Consider the following 15,738-nt stretch of genomic DNA (forward strand, 5'->3'; position numbering starts at 1 on the left):
TGGGGAGTTTAGTCGGCCTAACTACTCACCAGAATCAGCACCAGCTCGGAGGCCGCGAACAGCGCCAGGGAGCCGGCGAGCAGGAACACCGCGCCCGGCGCGGGGGGCAGTTTCTCCGCGGCGAGCCCCTCGTCCTGCTCGGCGTACCTGCGCCGGGTGCTCGCCACCACCGCGGCGCCGACGAGCACCATCACCACGGCGAGCGCGTAGATCGCGCCCGGATAGGCGTGGCCCCAGCGCAGCATGGTCAGCGAACAGACCACCAGGGACAGCACGGTCCTGGTCCAGCTCAGCGTGGTGCGCTCGGGCTGCAGCCCAGGATCGGTGTGGTGGGCGGTGCTCACTGCAGCAGGCCCACCAGAACGATCGTGCACCCGATGATCAGGGCGACCACGAGGATCGGGACGAGCGACGGGGCCGGCAGGGGCCGCCCGTGCCTCATGGCCCGCTCGACGTTGACCCACCTCGCGGCGGAGATCACGGCGATGAGCAGGGCGACCGCGACCACGACGAGCGCACCGAAGTGCTGCACCCTCGTGGACAGGGACGGGATGTCGAAGGCCTGCAGCGCGATCCCGCCCGCGAGAAACGCCAGCGAGGTGCGCACCCAGGCGAGGAACGTGCGCTCGTTGGCCAGGGTGAACCTGGGATCGGGCTCGGTGCCGTCCGGAAACAGCGTGCGGGCCAGCCAGGTTCTCTTCTCAGTCACGCGGCACAGTCTAGGAGGTGGTGTCTGGTTCTGCCCGGCCTACTTCACCACCAGGTTGACCATGCGGCCCGGGACAACGATCTGCTTGATCAGGTTCCTGCCCTCGAGCTGCGCGGCCACCTTCTCGTCGGCCAGGGCGACGGCGATGATGTCCGCCTGCGCCGCGTCGGCCGGGACGAGGATGCGGGCGCGGACCTTGCCGTTGATCTGGACGGGGAGTTCGACCTCGTCGTCGACAAGCCATTTCTCCTCGTGCGTGGGGAACGCCGCAAAGGTGATGGTGCCGTCGTGGCCCAGTCGGGTCCACAGCTCCTCCGTGATGTGCGGGGCGATGGGGGAGACCATGAGTGCCAGGGGCTCGACAGCCACGCGCGGGGCGCCGGCGGGGTAGGCCTTGGTGAGGTAGTTGACGTACTCGATGAGCTTGGCCACCACGGTGTTGTCGCGCAGCGCGGCGTAGTCCTCGCGCACGCCCGCGATGGTGCGGTGCAGGGCCTTCAGGTCGTCGTCGGTGGGCTCGGCGTCGGTGACGACGACCTCGCCGGTCTCCTCGTTGACCACCAGGCGCCACAGCCGCTGGAGGAAGCGGTGCGAGCCGATGACGTCCTTGGTCGCCCAGGGACGGGAGGTGTCGAGCGGGCCCATGGCCATCTCGTACACGCGCAGGGTGTCGGCGCCGAAGTCGCGCACGATGTCGTCGGGGGCGACGGCGTTCTTCAGGGACTTGCCCATCTTGCCGTACTCCTGGGTGACCTCTTCGCCCTGGTAGAAGAATTTTCCGTCCTTCTCCTCGACCTCCTCGGCCGGGACGTAGATGCCGCGGGCGTCGGTGTAGGCGAAGGCCTGGATGTACCCCTGGTTGTACAGGCGGCGGTAGGGCTCGGACGAGGTGACGTGGCCGAGGTCGAAGAGCACCTTGTGCCAGAAACGCGAGTAGAGCAGGTGCAGCACGGCGTGCTCGACACCGCCGACGTAGAGGTCCACGCCGCCGACGTCGCCGGGGGACTGCGGTCCGGTCCAGTAGCGCTCGTTCTCCAGGTCGACGAACTTCTCGGAGTTGGTCGGATCCACGTAACGCAGCTGGTACCAGGAGGAACCGGCCCACTGCGGCATGACGTTGGTGTCACGCTTGTAGGTCTTCGGGCCGTCGCCGAGGTCGAGCTCGACGTTGACCCAGTCGGTGACCTTCGCCAGCGGCGGCTGCGGCTCGGAGTCGGCGTCGTCCGGGTCGACGGCGACGGGCGCGTAGTCATCCACCTCCGGCAGCTCCACGAGGAGCATCTCCTCCGGCAGGGCGTGGGCGTTGCCGTCCTCGTCGTAGACGATGGGGAAGGGCTCGCCCCAGTAGCGCTGGCGGGCGAAGAGCCAGTCGCGCAGCTTGTACTGGATCTTGCCCACGCCGTGCCCGCCGACGACCAGCCAGTCGATGGTGGCGTCGATGGCCTCCTGCTTGCCCAGACCGTCCAGGTCCAGGCCATGATCGTTGGCGGAGTTGATGTGCGGGGCGTCCTCGGTGAAGGCGGACTCGGAGACGTCGCCGTCGAGCACCGGGATGATGTCGATGCCGAAGTCGCGGGCGAATTCGTAGTCGCGCTCGTCGTGCGCGGGCACGGCCATGAGCGCGCCTGTGCCGTAACCGGCCAGGACGTAGTCCGCGGCGAACACGGGGATCTGCGCGCCGTTGACGGGGTTGGTGGCGTAGGTGCCCAGGAAGACGCCGGTCTTCTCCTTGTTCTCCTGGCGTTCCACGTCCGACTTCGCGGCGATGCTGCGGCGGTATTTCGCCAGCGCGGCACGGGGCGAGGATTCGCCCATCGTCCAGCGCTTATCGACGTCCGCTCCGTACTCCTCGTCCGAAACCAGCCGCTCCGCGATCTCCGCCTCCGGGGCCACGGCCATGAAGGTCGCACCGAAAAGGGTGTCCGCGCGGGTGGTGAACACCGTGATGGGCACGTCTCCGGCGGTAAACGTCACCTCGGCACCGCGGGAGCGGCCGATCCAGTTGCGCTGCATGGACTTGACCTTGTCCGGCCAGTCCAGCTTGTCCAGGTCATCGACCAGGCGGTCCGAGTACGCGGTGATGCGCATCATCCACTGGGAGAGTTTCTTGCGGAAGACGGGGAAGTTGCCGCGCTCCGATCGGCCGTCGGCGGTGACCTCCTCGTTGGCCAGGACGGTGCCCAGGCCCGGGCACCAGTTGACCATGGAGTTCGAGCGGTAGACCAGGCGGAAGTCGTTGACGGCCTCCTGCTGCTCCGCCGGGCTCAGGGAGTTGTAGTCGCGCCCGTCCCTGGTTTTCCGCGAACCGGTGCGCAGTTCGTCGATAAGCTCACTGATCGGGCGAGCCTTCTGCTGGTCCTCATCGAACCAGGAGTTGTAGATCTGCAGGAAGATCCACTGGGTCCAGCGATAGAACTCACGGTCCGTGGTGGCCACCGAGCGGCGCTCGTCGTGGCCGAGGCCGAGGGCGCCGAGCTGACGGCGCATGTTCTCGATGTTGGCCATCGTGGTCGTGCGCGGATGCGTTCCCGTCTGGATCGCGTACTGCTCGGCGGGCAGGCCGAAGGAGTCATAACCCAGCGTGTGCAGGACGTTCTTACCCAGCATGCGGTTGTAGCGCGCGTAGACGTCCGTGGCGATGTAACCGAGCGGGTGGCCCACGTGCAGGCCCGCGCCGGAGGGGTAGGGGAACATGTCCTGGACAAAGAGCTTGTCCTCGGGCAGGGTCTCGCCCGCCGCTGGGGCGAGGTCGCCGACGGGGTTAGGGGCGTGGAAGGTGCCGTTGTCGAGCCAGTATTTCTGCCACTGGTTCTCGATGGTGTTGGCCACCTGCGCGGTGTAGCGGTGCTCGGGGCCCTGGGTGGAGCTCGGGTTCGTCATGTCCGCCAAGTCTAGTAGGTGGGGTGGACACGACTAGCCTGGCGTCGACGTTCACAGCTCAGTGCTCAAACGACAAGGAAACGCAGGGAACTCATGGAGAAAAGCTTCGACCTCATCGTCGTCGGATTCGGAAAAGCCGGCAAGACGATCGCCATGAAACGGGCCACGGCAGGTGACTCCGTGGCGCTCATCGAGCGCGATCCCACGATGTACGGCGGCACCTGCATCAACATCGGCTGCGTGCCCACGAAGAAGCTGCTCTTTGAGACGGCCTCCGGCGCAGACTTCCCCGCGGCCGTCGAGGCGCGCGACACGCTGATCGGCACCCTCAACGCCGCCAACCTGAAGCTTGCCGAAGACGCCGGGGTCACCGTCATCACCGGCGACGCGCGCTTCCTCGCCGCGAAGGAGATCTCGGTCTCCGCCGGCGACGACGAGCTGCGGCTTACCGCCGACCGGGTGATCATCAACACCGGATCCGCCCCGAACTGGCCGGACATACCCGGTATCGACAGCCCCCGCGTCTACGACTCCACCTCCATCCAGCACATCACCCCGACCCCGCGGCACCTCGCCATCGTCGGCGGCGGCCCGATCGGGCTGGAGTTCGCCACGCTGTTCTCCGGCCAGGGCGCCCGCGTCACGGTCCTCGACTCCGGCGACCGCCCGCTCGGTGCCTTCGACCAGGACGTCGCCGCGCTCGGCGCGGACCTGCTGCGCGAGCGCGGCGTGGACATCGTCACCGGCGCCCGCGTCAGCGGCTTCTCCGACACCGGCTCCGGCCTCGAGGTCAGCTACGGCGAGGAAAAGACGCTTGTCGACGCCGCCCTCGTCGCCATCGGCCGGCACCCGGCCACCGCCGGCCTGGGGCTCGAGGACGCAGGCATCGAGGTGGGGGAGCGGGGCGAGGTGGTCGTCGACACGCATCTGCGCACCTCCGTCGACGGGGTCTGGGCGGTCGGGGACGTCACGGGCGGCCCGCAGTTCACTTACATCTCCTATGACGACCACCGCATCGTGCTCGCGCAGTTGGCGGACCGCGAGGGCCACTCCACCGACGAGCGGATCTTCCCCACGACAACCTTCCTCGAACCGCCGCTGTCCACCATCGGTCTTGGCGAACAGGAGGCCATTGACGCGGGTTACGACATCGAGGTTCGCCAAGGCCTCATCAAGGACATGCCCATCGTGCCGCGGCCGAAAATCGTGGGGGAGACCGACGGGATGGCGAAGTTCATCGTGGACACACAGACTGGACTCATCCTCGGCGCGACGCTGTTCTGCGTGGACTCCCAGGAGCTGATCAACACCGTGGCTGTGGCCATGCGACACGGAGTTTCCGCCGCCGAGTTGGGGGACGGAATCTACACCCATCCCAGCACTTCCGAGGTGTTCAACCAGGTTCTTGGTTAGGGAGTGAGAACCTGCCCCAATACGGCGTGACCGGGATAGACTCCGCTGTGATACCGGGACCTACCGCGTACACAACCAAGAGAAGGGGCGGTCACGATGGGACTGTTCGACAACATGCTGGGCAACGCCACGAACGTCGATCCCCGCGAGGTCGTGCGCAGGCTCGCGGAGGATCGTGTCCTCCTTCCGGACGAGCAGGTCTTCAACGCGTTCAACCTCTTCCGCGACCTGGTTGTCTTCACCGACTGGCGAATCATCTCCGTGGACGTGCAGGGCCTGACCGGTAAGAAGAAGTCGTACCAGACCATTCCCTACTCCTCCATCAGTCGATTCTCGGTGGAGACCGCCGGAAACCTGGACCGCGACAGCGAACTCTACATCTACATTTCGTCCTCAATCACCCCGATCCTGACGATGGAGATCCGGGACAACGAGGCACTGAAGGACATCCAGGTTCTGCTCGCGACCTGCCTGCGCAAAAGCTGAAGGCCGGGCTAAAGTCGGGAGCATGACCTCCCGATTCCTCGCGCTCACCGCTGCCGCCGCGCTGTCGGCCGCCACCCTCACCGCTTGCAGCTCGGACAACAGCGACGGTGCCGTGGGCACGACCCAGCCGCAGGCCGCGGAATCCACCACCCCGTCTTCCGTGGTTCAGCCCAGCGAGAGCGACCGGCCCTGGACCAGCGAAGAGCCCACCTCGACGATCGACCGACCGGGCGAGGCCCCGGTAGCTCCCGCTCCCGGGGCATCCGCATCTCCCGGTGAGCAGACGGCCCCCGCCGCCGAGTGCAGCGTGGACACCATCGCCGCCGACGTCGGCGAGCAGCCCATACAGGACCAGATGGTACTCGAGTCCTGCGACGGTCACTGGGCCAACGTGGCCCTCCAGTCCACCGGCGTGAACAGCTGGGCGGTGCGCGTGGATGATCGCTGGCAGTGGCTGGAGGCAGACGGCCGCTCCCAGGCGCAGGGACTGGCGGAGGACTGCTACCTGCGGGAAACCATCGACGCTCACGCGCCGGTTCCGCCCGAGGGGAAGGAATCGCTCCGTATCTGCGGCGCGGAGGACATGCTCTACGCCAACTAGAAACTGCAATGTTTCACGTGAAACAGCCCCGCACCCAGAATTTCTGGGGCGGGGCTGTCGGCGTCGCTGGGTCGGGTTAGCGCTCCAGGTTGGTTTCAGAGGAGGCGGTGGAACCGGCGTCGACAAGCGCTGCCTCCTCCGCGTCCTGCTCCTCGCGTGATCCCATGGAATCCTTGGCGAAACGATCCACGATGATGGCGATCGCGCCGTCGCCGGTGACGTTGGCAGCGGTACCGAAGGAGTCGATGGAGATGTAGGCGGCGATCATGAGGGCGATCATCGACTCATCGAATCCGAGCATCGACCCCAGCAGGCCCACGGCCGCCATGATGGCGCCACCCGGAACGCCGGGGGCCGCGACCATGGTGATGCCCAGCATGAGCAGGAAGCCGATGGCCAGGCCGACGGAGACCTCCATGCCGGACATGAACACGATGGCGAAGGCGAACAGTGTGATCTTGATCATCGAGCCGGAGAGGTGCATGGTCGCACACAGGGGAATGACAAAACCGGCGACGTTCTTGCTCACGTTGTTGGTCCGGGTCGCCTCGAGGGTGACGGGGATCGTCGCCGCGGAGGACGAGGTGCCCAGTGCCGTGAAGTACGCCGGCAGCATGTTCCTCAGCGAGGAGAGGGGGTTCTTCCCGCCGATCGCGCCGGCGATGAGGTACTGCACCACGATGAAGAGGATGGTGAGCACGATCGCCAGGACGAGCACCTTGCCGAACGTGACCAGCACGTCCGCGAGGTTGCCATTCATGCCCAGGTCGAGGAAGGTGCCGAAGATGTAGATCGGCAGCAGCGGGATGACAAATTTCTCGATGATCTTCATGATCACCGCTTCGAGCTCGCGCGACGCCGCGTAGAGGGTGTCGGACTTGACGACGGTCATCGCCACGCCCACGCAGAAGGCCAGCAGAAGCGCGGTCATCACCGCGAACGGCGGCTCCATCTCCAGGTCGAAGTAGGGGGGCAGCGCGCCCTCGGAGATGTCGGCGACGCCGCCGATGCTCTGGCCACCCAGCATGGACGGGTAGAGCGCGCGCGCGACGAGGTAGGCGACGGTGCCGGCGACGATGGTCGAGCCGTAGGCGATGCCCATGGTGATGGCCAGCCACTTGCCGGCGCCGCGTCCCAGGCCGGCGATGGCCGGGGTGATGAGCGCGAAGATGAGCACGGGCACGAAGAACCCGAGGAAGTTGCCGAACAGCCCGTTGAAGGTGGTGAAGATGCGGGCGAGCCACTCGGGGAAGAAGAAGCTGCAGATGATGCCCAGGATGATGGCGACGACGATCCGCGCCAGCAGGGAGTTCAGTAGTCCCTTAGTTGTCATGGTGTACTGCTTTCTAGATTTGACGGGTCAGCGCGGCGCGGACGCGGCCGGAGGCTCACACAAAGTACCCACTAAAATTACACCGGCCCAAAGTGTTTTACCTAACAAAGCCTGGACGTGTGTGGCAGTTTTCGCCCCGGTTCCATCCGGTCCCCCAGTCGTGGCTCCCTCGTCCGGCTGCAAAGCCGGCCCGATAGACTCTCTAACCATGATCGTCTTCGGCACCATCCTGGCCCTGCTCGCCGTCGTCCTGCTCATCGTCGGGGGGCTGGCCGCGGCCAGGAAACTTCCGGGTAACTCCGTCGTGGGTATCCGCGTGGCCGAGGTCCGCAAGTCCCGGAAAATCTGGGACGCCGCCCACCACGTGGCCGGCATGTTCTGGCTCGTCGGTGGCGTGGCACTGGTATTCGGCGCGCTGGTGGCCTTCCGCGCCGAGGGGTCGATGTGGCTGATCCCCGCCGCGACCGTCCTGGTCGCCCTCATCGCCGTCGGGGCCGGGGCCAACGCCGGTGCCCGCGCCGCGGCCACCATCGACGTGGCAGAGGAGCTGGAGAAGAAGAGCCAGCCCGCAGCTCCCGCGCCCGCCGTGGATCTCGAGGCGCTTCGCCGCGCCGCCTCCCAGGCTGACCGGCACGAAGAGCGCTGACAGGTTGCGCGCCCACCCGAGGCGCGGCTAAGCTGCTGTATTGTGAGCAACACAAAGCACTCCCAGTGGTGGTGGCGCGCTTAACAGGCGAGCCACCCAGCAGTTGTTGCCGAATCTAGGCCCGCCAGCGTCCTTACCCACAGGACTGCGTCGCGGGCCTTCTCCTTTGGCCCAGCAGAGGACAACTACCCTCACGCGGCGCAGGACTCTCGAAGCCCCACCGATCCGCCCCGCAGCAGAAGAAAGGTAGTCGCCCCTCTCATGCCGACCACTGCCCGCCCCGTCACGCTCAGCCGTCCGGTGCGCTATCACGAGGACGCGTCCAGCCTCTTCGCCCACCTCGGAGCCGCTGACGCCACCGACTCGGTGCTGTTCGAGTCCGCGGACATCACCACCAAGTCCGGCCTCAACTCCGTCGCGGTGCTGGAGTCCTCACTGCGCCTGACCTGCGACGGCGACACCGTGACCGCCGAGCCCCTGAGTCCGAGCGGCGACTATTTCGCCGAGCGCCTTGCGTCCCAGCTCGCCGAGTTCCACGAGGGCTCCGGCCGCTTCACGTTCCCGCCCTCCGACGCGGCGGATGAGCGAGCGCGGTTGTCCGCCGTCTCCAGCGTCGAGGTGCTGCGCGCGCTGACCACGGGCGCCGAATACGCAGGCGAGGCCAATGTGCTGCCGATGCTGGCCGGCGGGTTCGCGTTCGACTACCTGGCCACCTTCGAGGAGCTCCCGGCGGTGGGGGAGAGCATCAACACCTACCCCGATTTCCAGTTTGTCCTCGCCGAGGTGGTGCTGACCATCAACCATCAGGAGCGGACGGCGAAGCTCCACGGCGTAGCGGCTGGAAACGGCGTCGATACGCTGTCTTCGCGTCTCGACACTCTGGTCGACGCCATCGCCGCGGCAGAGCCCGGCGCCGAGCACGCCTATGAGCCGACCCCCACCGAGTCGTCAACACTGACCGTCGAGGTGGACATCACCGACGACAAGTTCCGCTCGCAGGTCGAGGACCTCAAACACCATATTCGTAACGGTGACGTTTATCAGGTGGTGCCTGCCCGCACCTTCACTGCGCCGTGTCCGGATGCATTTGCGGCCTACCGGCAGCTGCGTGAGACCAATCCGAGCCCGTACATGTTCTACGCCCGAGGGCTCGACCGCGACGGGGAGGGTTACGAGCTCTTCGGTGCCTCCCCGGAGTCCAACCTCAAGTTCGACCCCCGCGACCGGGAGATCCAGCTGTATCCCATCGCGGGCACCCGCCCGCGCGGTCTGCGTCCCGACGGCTCAGTCGACGACGAGCTGGACATCCGCATGGAGCTGGCCATGCGCACGGACGCCAAGGAGATCGCCGAGCACACCATGCTCGTCGACCTGGCCCGCAACGACCTCGCCCGCGTCGCTGTTCCCGGGACTCGCAAGGTGGCGGATCTGCTGCAGGTGGACCGCTACTCCCGGGTCATGCACCTGGTATCGCGGGTGACGGCCACCCTCGCCGAGGATCTCGACGCGCTCGACGCCTACCGCGCCTGCATGAACATGGGCACCCTCACCGGAGCCCCGAAGCTCAAGGCGGTGGAGCTGCTGCGCGGCGTGGAGATGACACGTCGCGGGTCCTACGGCGGCGCGGTCGGCTATCTGCGTGGCGACGGTCTCATGGACAACTGCATCGTCATCCGCTCCGCCTACGTCAGCAGGGGAGTGGCCGCGGTGCAAGCAGGCGCCGGCGTCGTCCGCGACTCCAGCCCGCAGGCCGAGGCCGACGAAACCCTGCACAAGGCCTATGCCGTTCTTCACGCCATCGCCCTCGCGGCGGGCGCCGACCTGGAGGTGGTGCGCTGATGTCCCGCATCGTACTGATCGACAACCACGACAGCTTCGTCTACAACCTTGTCGACGCCGCCGCGCAGACCGGCCACGATCTCACGGTCTTCCGCAACACGGTCCCCGTCGAATCGGTCCTCAAGACCGAACCCGACCTCATCATCCTTTCTCCCGGACCCAGCCACCCCAGGGAGGCCGGCAACATGATGGCGCTTATCGACGCCTGCCTGCCCACCACCCCGATCCTGGGCATCTGCCTCGGCTTCCAGGCGCTGCTCGAGCACCACGGCGGCTCCGTCGTGGCCTGCGGCCCCGAGCACGGGAAGTCGCTGCCGATGACGCTCACCGACGTCGGCACCCGCCACCCCGTCTTCGCCGGCCTCGCGATCGACGCTGATCCCGCTCACCCGGATCGTCCCGGCCGCGAGGTTCCCGTGGCGCGCTACCACTCTCTCGGGTGCGCGCGGGTTCCGGAATCCATGGTGTTCCTGGCCACCGCGCCTACGGAGATCGGCGACGTGGTCATGGCGGCGGAAACTATCGACGGCCGGGCGCTCGGCCTGCAGTACCACCCGGAGTCGATCCTCACGCCCGCCGGGCCGATCATGCTCAGCCGTTGCATCGACCAACTATTGACCCGATAGATCAAAGAAGGAGCCCAGGATTATGACCAGCACGGACACCCTGAAGAATCTGGTGCAGTTCATCGACAACCCGGCACCCAGCGTCGAGGAGGTCACCGCGGCGTTCACCCCGCTGACGGTGGGCGACTACGACGACATCCACATCGCGGCGCTGCTTACCGCCGTGAAGGTCCGCGGGGAGACGGCCAACGATCTCCTCGGCGCCGCCCACGCCTTCCTCAAGGCCGGCCGGCCGTTCCCCATCACCGGCAAGGGCATCATGGACACCGCGGGCACGGGTGGAGACGGCAAGAACACCATCAACATCACCACCGCGGCCTCCCTCACCGCTGCCGCGGGCGGCGTGAAGATGGTCAAGTGCGGCAACCGCTCCGTCTCTTCCAAGTCCGGTTCGGCCGACGTGCTGGAGAGCATGAAGATCCCCCTCGACCTCGACCCGGAGCGCGCGGTGCGCCAGTTCGAGGCCTCGAACTTCACCTTCCTCTTCGCCCCGGCCTACAACCCCGCAATCGGCCACGTGCAGCCGGTGCGCCGGGGGCTGAAGTTCCCCACGATCTTCAACACCCTCGGCCCCATCCTCTCGCCCGCCCGCCCGGAGTTCCAGATCATGGGCGTTGCCCGGCCGGAGCAGGGCCAGATGATCGCCGAGACCTTCCGGGAGCTCGGGCGCGGCCGCGCGCTGGTCGTGCATGGCGACGGCTCCGACGAGATCGCCGTCACCGGCCGCACCCTCGTCTGGGAGCTCACCCGCGACGGCGAAATCCAGCACTACGAACTCACGCCGGACGACTTCGGCGTGGGCACCCACACGTTCGCCGACCTCGAGGGCGGCGACGGCCAGAAGAACGCGCGCCTGCTCTACGACGTGTTCGAGGGCCGCGGCAAACCCGCGCACCGCGACGCCATCATCGCCACGACTGGCGCGATGTTCTATCTCTACGGCAAGGCACCTTCCTTCCGCGAGGGCGCCGACCAGGCCCGGGAACTCATCGACGCCCGCGTCGTCGCCGAATGGCTGCGCACCCACGAGGAGGCCAACTATGGCGAGTAGCTCCCTGCCCACCGTTCTGGAGGGCATCGTCGAAGGCCGGCGGGGACACCTCGCGGAGATCCGCGAGCGCATCGCCCACGTCGATCCCGCCACGTTGCCCGTGTCCACCCGCTCGCTCTATGACTCCCTCGGCGGGGGAGAGGGGCGGGGGCTCAACCGGTTCATCATGGAGTGCAAGTCTTCTTCCCCGTCCCTGGGGATGATCCGCGAGCACTACGAGCCGGGAGCGATCGCCCGGGTTTACTCCCGCTACGCCTCCGGCATCTCCGTGCTCTGCGAGCCGGACCGCTTCGGCGGCGACTACGACCACCTCGCCACCGTGGCCAACTCAACCCACCTGCCCGTGCTGTGCAAGGACTTCATCGTCGACGAGATCCAGGTGCATGCCGCACGGTACTTCGGCGCCGACGCCATCCTGCTTATGCTCTCCGTCGTCTCCGACGAGGAGTACCGCTCGCTGTCGGACGAGGCGACCCGCCTGGGCATGGACGTGCTCACCGAGGCGATCACCGAGGAGGAGGTCCAGCGCGCCCTGCGACTCGGGCCGAAGATCGTGGGCATCAACCACCGCAACCTGCACGATCTCTCCATCGACCTGTCCCGCTCGAAGACCCTCACTGTCAATATCCCCGACGATGTCGTCGTCGTGTCCGAGTCGGGGATCCGCGATTCGGAAACGGTGCGCCGTCTCGGCGGGCACTCCAACGGATTCCTGGTCGGCTCCCAGCTCACCGGTCAACCGGACGTGGACCGGGCTGCCCGCGAGCTGGTCTACGGCCCGAACAAGGTCTGCGGCCTCACATCCTGGTCCGCCGCGCAGGCAGCCCGGGCCGCAGGCGCGGTCTACGGAGGCCTGATCTTCGACCCGTCCTCGCGTCGCAATGTTTCACGTGAAACAGCGGCGTCGATTATCGCCCGCGAACCAGATCTCGCATACGTGGCTGTTTCACGTGAAACATCGGGCTGGGCGGAGCGGCTCGTTGATGGCATCCACGCGCTCCAGATCCATTCCCCCTACCAGGGATCTATCGACGCCGAACTCAAGCTCATCGCCAACGTGCGCCAGCAGGTCGGCGAGGGCGTGGAAATCTGGCGCGCGGTGTCCATGACGGGGGAGCAGGGGCCGGACGTCGCCAAGCATCTCGCTGAATCTGGTGCAGTAACCCGGCTTGTGCTCGACGCCGGGGACGGCGGAACGGGTACCTCCTTCGACTGGAACACCATCCCGGCCGAGGTGAAGACCATGTCGCTGCTCGCCGGCGGGATCTCCCCGGGGAACATCCGGGACGCGCTCGCCGCGGGATGCGCCGGGGTCGACCTCAACTCGGGCGTCGAGTACCCCGCCGGGGCGGGCGCCTGGGCCGGGCACAAGGACACGGGCGCCCTCACCGACATCTTCCAGACCATCCGACAGTTCTCCTACTAAAGGACAATCATGACCGACACCTCACCCACGTACGACGGCATCGGCGGCCAGCCGAAACTCCCCGCCTATTTCGGGGAGTTCGGCGGGCAGTTCGTGCCCGAATCCCTCATCCCGGCCCTGGACCAGCTGGAGCAGGCGTTCATCGACGCCTGGGCCAGCGAGGAGTTCATGACCGAGTTCCGACGCCTGCTCAAGGATTACCTCGGCCGCCCCACGCCATTGACCGAGGTGCGCAACGCGGTCACCGGCGATAACGCCCGCATCTTCCTCAAGCGCGAAGACCTCGTCCACGGCGGCGCACACAAGACCAACCAGGTCATCGGTCAGGCGCTGCTGGCCAAGCAGATGGGCAAGACCCGCATCATCGCCGAGACGGGCGCCGGCCAGCACGGCACGGCAACCGCGCTCGTGTGTGCTCTGCTCGGGCTCGACTGTGTCATCTACATGGGTGCCAAGGACGTCGCCCGCCAGCAGCCCAACGTGTACCGCATGCGCCTGCACGGCGCGGAGGTCATTCCGGTGGATGCCGGGTCCGGAACCCTCAAGGACGCCGTCAATGAGGCGTTGCGCGACTGGACCGCGACCTTCCACGACTCCCACTATCTCCTGGGCACGGCAGCCGGTCCGCATCCCTTCCCCGCCATCGTGCGGGACTTCCACCGGGTGATTTCCGAGGAGTCCAAGGCGCAGATGGTCGAACGCACCGGTGCGCTGCCCGACGTCGTCGTGGCTTCTGTCGGCGGCGGCTCCAACGCGATCGGCATGTTCGCCGACTTCCTGCTGGATGAATCGGTCGAGCTCGTGGGCACCGAGCCCGGGGGAGAGGGGGTGGAAACCGGCAAACACGGCGCGGCCATCGCCGAGGGAAACATCGGCATCCTCCACGGCACTAAGTCCTACCTCATGCGCAACCCGGACGGTCAGGTCACCGAGTCCTACTCCATCTCCGCCGGCCTGGACTACCCGGCAGTCGGACCGCAGCACGCTCACCTGGCCAAGACCGGCCGGGCGAAGTACGTTCCCGTCACCGATAAGGAATCCCTCGCCGCGTTCCAGATCCTCGCGCGCACCGAGGGCATCATCCCCGCGCTGGAGTCCGCGCACGCCTTCGCCTACGCGCTGCGCCGGGCGGCCGAGGCCGAAGCCGCCGGGGAGAAACTGAACATCCTCGTCTGCCTGTCCGGCCGCGGCGACAAGGACGTCGACCACGTCCGCCGCACCCTCGACGAGCGCCCCGACTACGTCCTCGCCGACGAAGACTTCCCCACCTACAAGGAGAACTAGAGCCATGACCGACCGTTATGAAGCATTGTTCCGCTCACTGGGGGAGAAGGACGAAGGAGCGTTTGTCCCCTTCCTCATGCTCGCCGACCCCAACATCGACGACAGCTGGGAGATCATCCAGGCCGTCGTTGAGGCGGGTGCCGACGCCCTCGAGCTCGGCGTCCCCTTCTCCGACCCCGTGGCGGACGGGCCCACCATCCAGAAGTCCCACATCCGGGCGCTCGACGGGGGCTCCACGGTGCAGAAGTGCCTGGAGCTGATCCGCAGGACCCGCGAGGCCTACCCCGACCTGCCTATCGGCATGCTCATCTACGCCAACGTCGCCTACGTACGCGGCCTGGAGGCGTTCTACCAGGAGTTCAAGGACGCCGGTGCAGACTCCATCCTGCTGCCCGACGTCCCCGCCCGCGAGGGTGCTCCCTTCGCCGCAGCTGCGGAGGCAGCGGGGATCGCTCCCATCTTCATCGCCCCCGCCCAGGCCTCGGAGGCCTCGCTGAAGGGCGTGGCTGCTCGATCCAGGGGATACATCTACGCGATCTCCCGCGACGGAGTCACCGGTACGGAGAAGGAGTCGGACACGTCCGGGCTGAAGGAAGTGGTGGACAACGTCAACCGGTTCGGGGGCGCCCCGGTTCTCCTGGGATTCGGCATCTCCTCGCCCACCCACGTCCGGGACGCCATCGCGGCCGGGGCGTCCGGTGCGATCACCGGTTCCGCACTGACCAAGATTATCGACGCGCACTCGGAGGGCGAGCACCCCGAGCCCGGCAAGATCTCCGACATGGCGGCGCTGCGCGCGGACATCGCGGAGTTTGTCTCCGAGATGAAGGAAGCGACACGCAGCTGAAGCTGACCGCAGTTTTTTCGCACAGTGACGTTATTTCTCCCGGCGGGCACCAGGGAAAGATAACGTCACAGAAGTGTCAGACTAGAGGCTCTGCCCGATAATGGGGGAGGCCCGCCATTGACCCTCCCGGCCCACCTTCCCCGACGGGAGGGCATACTGGAACCCATGAGCGACTCTCCGATCTCGTGCAGCAGAAGAACTTTCCTCCTGGCGACCGCGACCACCGCGGCGGGCGCGTTCCTCGCCGCCTGCGGCAGCAAGGCCGCCGAAAGCATCGCGATCGGTGACGTGCCCGTCGGCGGGGCCGTGTTCGCGGGCGACATCATCATCGCGCAGCCCACGGCAGGGCAGTTCGCCGCATACTCCCGTACCTGCCCACACCAGGGCAACACCATCGACAAGATCGACGGCGGGACAGTCACGTGCACGGCCCACGGGTCCACCTTCGACATCGCTGACGGCTCTGTCGTCAGCGGCGTCGCCCGCGATCCCCTGACGCGGGGGAGCGCCACCGCCGAAGACGGGACCGTCTCAGCGACGCTCTAACGGCCCGGCCGTTTCACGTGAAACATCCTGCGGGATACTGAGACCCGATAG

The 15,738-nt window shown here is 66.9% G+C and carries 15 protein-coding genes; 11 read left to right on the plus strand and 4 right to left on the minus strand.

The window, feature by feature from the left end; translation table 11 throughout:
- Positions 1–17: 17 nt before the first annotated feature.
- Genes CDOO_RS12805 through leuS form a run of 3 tightly spaced genes read right to left on the minus strand, consistent with a single transcriptional unit; the run spans position 18 to position 3,589 of the window.
- A complete protein-coding gene (locus CDOO_RS12805) occupies positions 18–344 on the minus strand; it encodes a DUF202 domain-containing protein (protein WP_018022411.1) in 327 nt (108 codons plus the stop codon).
- Complete coding sequence (locus CDOO_RS12810) at positions 341–709, minus strand: YidH family protein (protein WP_018022410.1); 369 nt, start codon at positions 707–709, stop codon at positions 341–343. The genes CDOO_RS12805 and CDOO_RS12810 overlap by 4 nt, the downstream gene beginning before the upstream one ends.
- 39 nt (positions 710–748) lie before the next feature.
- Positions 749–3,589, minus strand: coding sequence for a leucine--tRNA ligase (gene leuS / locus CDOO_RS12815; RefSeq protein WP_018022409.1), 2,841 nt, complete (start codon positions 3,587–3,589; stop codon positions 749–751).
- A 93-nt stretch (positions 3,590–3,682) separates the two neighbouring features.
- Between leuS and CDOO_RS12820 the strand changes: the two genes are divergently transcribed.
- From CDOO_RS12820 to CDOO_RS12830, 3 genes are all read left to right on the plus strand, one after another.
- A complete protein-coding gene (locus CDOO_RS12820; RefSeq protein WP_018022408.1) occupies positions 3,683–5,002 on the plus strand; it encodes an FAD-dependent oxidoreductase in 1,320 nt (439 codons plus the stop codon).
- A gap of 96 nt (positions 5,003–5,098) precedes the next feature.
- Entirely contained in the window at positions 5,099–5,488 is a 390-nt protein-coding gene (locus CDOO_RS12825; RefSeq protein ID WP_018022407.1) for a PH domain-containing protein, read from the plus strand.
- Positions 5,489–5,510: 22 nt separating this feature from the next.
- Positions 5,511–6,089: a hypothetical protein gene (locus CDOO_RS12830; protein WP_018022406.1), complete on the plus strand. Its 579-nt coding sequence runs from the start codon at positions 5,511–5,513 to the stop codon at positions 6,087–6,089.
- 76 nt (positions 6,090–6,165) lie between these two features.
- On the opposite strand, the gene CDOO_RS12835 is transcribed toward CDOO_RS12830, so the two are convergent.
- The gene (locus tag CDOO_RS12835) at positions 6,166–7,422 is read right to left on the minus strand and encodes a dicarboxylate/amino acid:cation symporter (RefSeq protein ID WP_018022405.1); all 1,257 of its coding nucleotides are present in this window, start codon (positions 7,420–7,422) and stop codon (positions 6,166–6,168) included.
- 208 nt (positions 7,423–7,630) lie between these two features.
- Here CDOO_RS12835 and CDOO_RS12840 point away from each other — a divergent pair, with 208 nt between their 5' ends.
- From CDOO_RS12840 to CDOO_RS12875, 8 genes are all read left to right on the plus strand, one after another.
- Positions 7,631–8,068 carry an SdpI family protein gene (locus tag CDOO_RS12840; RefSeq protein ID WP_018022404.1) on the plus strand — a complete coding sequence of 146 codons (438 nt, stop codon included), beginning with the start codon at positions 7,631–7,633 and terminating at the stop codon, positions 8,066–8,068.
- Positions 8,069–8,329: 261 nt separating this feature from the next.
- Positions 8,330–9,907 carry an anthranilate synthase component 1 gene (locus CDOO_RS12845; RefSeq protein WP_018022403.1) on the plus strand — a complete coding sequence of 526 codons (1,578 nt, stop codon included), beginning with the start codon at positions 8,330–8,332 and terminating at the stop codon, positions 9,905–9,907.
- The gene (locus tag CDOO_RS12850) at positions 9,907–10,533 is read left to right on the plus strand and encodes an anthranilate synthase component II (RefSeq protein WP_018022402.1); all 627 of its coding nucleotides are present in this window, start codon (positions 9,907–9,909) and stop codon (positions 10,531–10,533) included. The genes CDOO_RS12845 and CDOO_RS12850 overlap by 1 nt, the downstream gene beginning before the upstream one ends.
- A gap of 22 nt (positions 10,534–10,555) precedes the next feature.
- On the plus strand, positions 10,556–11,584 hold the full coding sequence (trpD, locus tag CDOO_RS12855) for an anthranilate phosphoribosyltransferase (protein ID WP_018022401.1): 1,029 nt from the start codon (positions 10,556–10,558) through the stop codon (positions 11,582–11,584).
- Entirely contained in the window at positions 11,574–13,010 is a 1,437-nt protein-coding gene (trpCF, locus tag CDOO_RS12860; protein WP_018022400.1) for a bifunctional indole-3-glycerol-phosphate synthase TrpC/phosphoribosylanthranilate isomerase TrpF, read from the plus strand. The genes trpD and trpCF overlap by 11 nt, the downstream gene beginning before the upstream one ends.
- A 9-nt stretch (positions 13,011–13,019) precedes the next feature.
- Positions 13,020–14,294 carry a tryptophan synthase subunit beta gene (trpB, locus tag CDOO_RS12865; RefSeq protein WP_038573449.1) on the plus strand — a complete coding sequence of 425 codons (1,275 nt, stop codon included), beginning with the start codon at positions 13,020–13,022 and terminating at the stop codon, positions 14,292–14,294.
- 4 nt (positions 14,295–14,298) lie between these two features.
- Positions 14,299–15,141 carry a tryptophan synthase subunit alpha gene (trpA, locus tag CDOO_RS12870; RefSeq protein WP_018022398.1) on the plus strand — a complete coding sequence of 281 codons (843 nt, stop codon included), beginning with the start codon at positions 14,299–14,301 and terminating at the stop codon, positions 15,139–15,141.
- A gap of 165 nt (positions 15,142–15,306) precedes the next feature.
- Complete coding sequence (locus tag CDOO_RS12875; RefSeq protein WP_018022397.1) at positions 15,307–15,687, plus strand: Rieske (2Fe-2S) protein; 381 nt, start codon at positions 15,307–15,309, stop codon at positions 15,685–15,687.
- Positions 15,688–15,738 lie beyond the last annotated feature (51 nt).

Source organism: Corynebacterium doosanense CAU 212 = DSM 45436, assembly GCF_000767055.1.
Classification (GTDB): Bacteria; Actinomycetota; Actinomycetes; order Mycobacteriales; family Mycobacteriaceae; genus Corynebacterium; species Corynebacterium doosanense.

Coding starts and splice junctions, on each gene's coding strand:
- leuS (WP_018022409.1), bottom strand. CDS start 3,589: ATGACGAACCCGAGCTCCACCCAGGGCCCCGAGCACCGCTACACCGCG.
- CDOO_RS12820 (WP_018022408.1), top strand. CDS start 3,683: ATGGAGAAAAGCTTCGACCTCATCGTCGTCGGATTCGGAAAAGCCGGC.
- CDOO_RS12825 (WP_018022407.1), top strand. CDS start 5,099: ATGGGACTGTTCGACAACATGCTGGGCAACGCCACGAACGTCGATCCC.
- CDOO_RS12830 (WP_018022406.1), top strand. CDS start 5,511: ATGACCTCCCGATTCCTCGCGCTCACCGCTGCCGCCGCGCTGTCGGCC.
- CDOO_RS12835 (WP_018022405.1), bottom strand. CDS start 7,422: ATGACAACTAAGGGACTACTGAACTCCCTGCTGGCGCGGATCGTCGTC.
- CDOO_RS12840 (WP_018022404.1), top strand. CDS start 7,631: ATGATCGTCTTCGGCACCATCCTGGCCCTGCTCGCCGTCGTCCTGCTC.
- CDOO_RS12845 (WP_018022403.1), top strand. CDS start 8,330: ATGCCGACCACTGCCCGCCCCGTCACGCTCAGCCGTCCGGTGCGCTAT.
- CDOO_RS12850 (WP_018022402.1), top strand. CDS start 9,907: ATGTCCCGCATCGTACTGATCGACAACCACGACAGCTTCGTCTACAAC.
- trpD (WP_018022401.1), top strand. CDS start 10,556: ATGACCAGCACGGACACCCTGAAGAATCTGGTGCAGTTCATCGACAAC.
- trpCF (WP_018022400.1), top strand. CDS start 11,574: ATGGCGAGTAGCTCCCTGCCCACCGTTCTGGAGGGCATCGTCGAAGGC.
- trpB (WP_038573449.1), top strand. CDS start 13,020: ATGACCGACACCTCACCCACGTACGACGGCATCGGCGGCCAGCCGAAA.
- trpA (WP_018022398.1), top strand. CDS start 14,299: ATGACCGACCGTTATGAAGCATTGTTCCGCTCACTGGGGGAGAAGGAC.
- CDOO_RS12875 (WP_018022397.1), top strand. CDS start 15,307: ATGAGCGACTCTCCGATCTCGTGCAGCAGAAGAACTTTCCTCCTGGCG.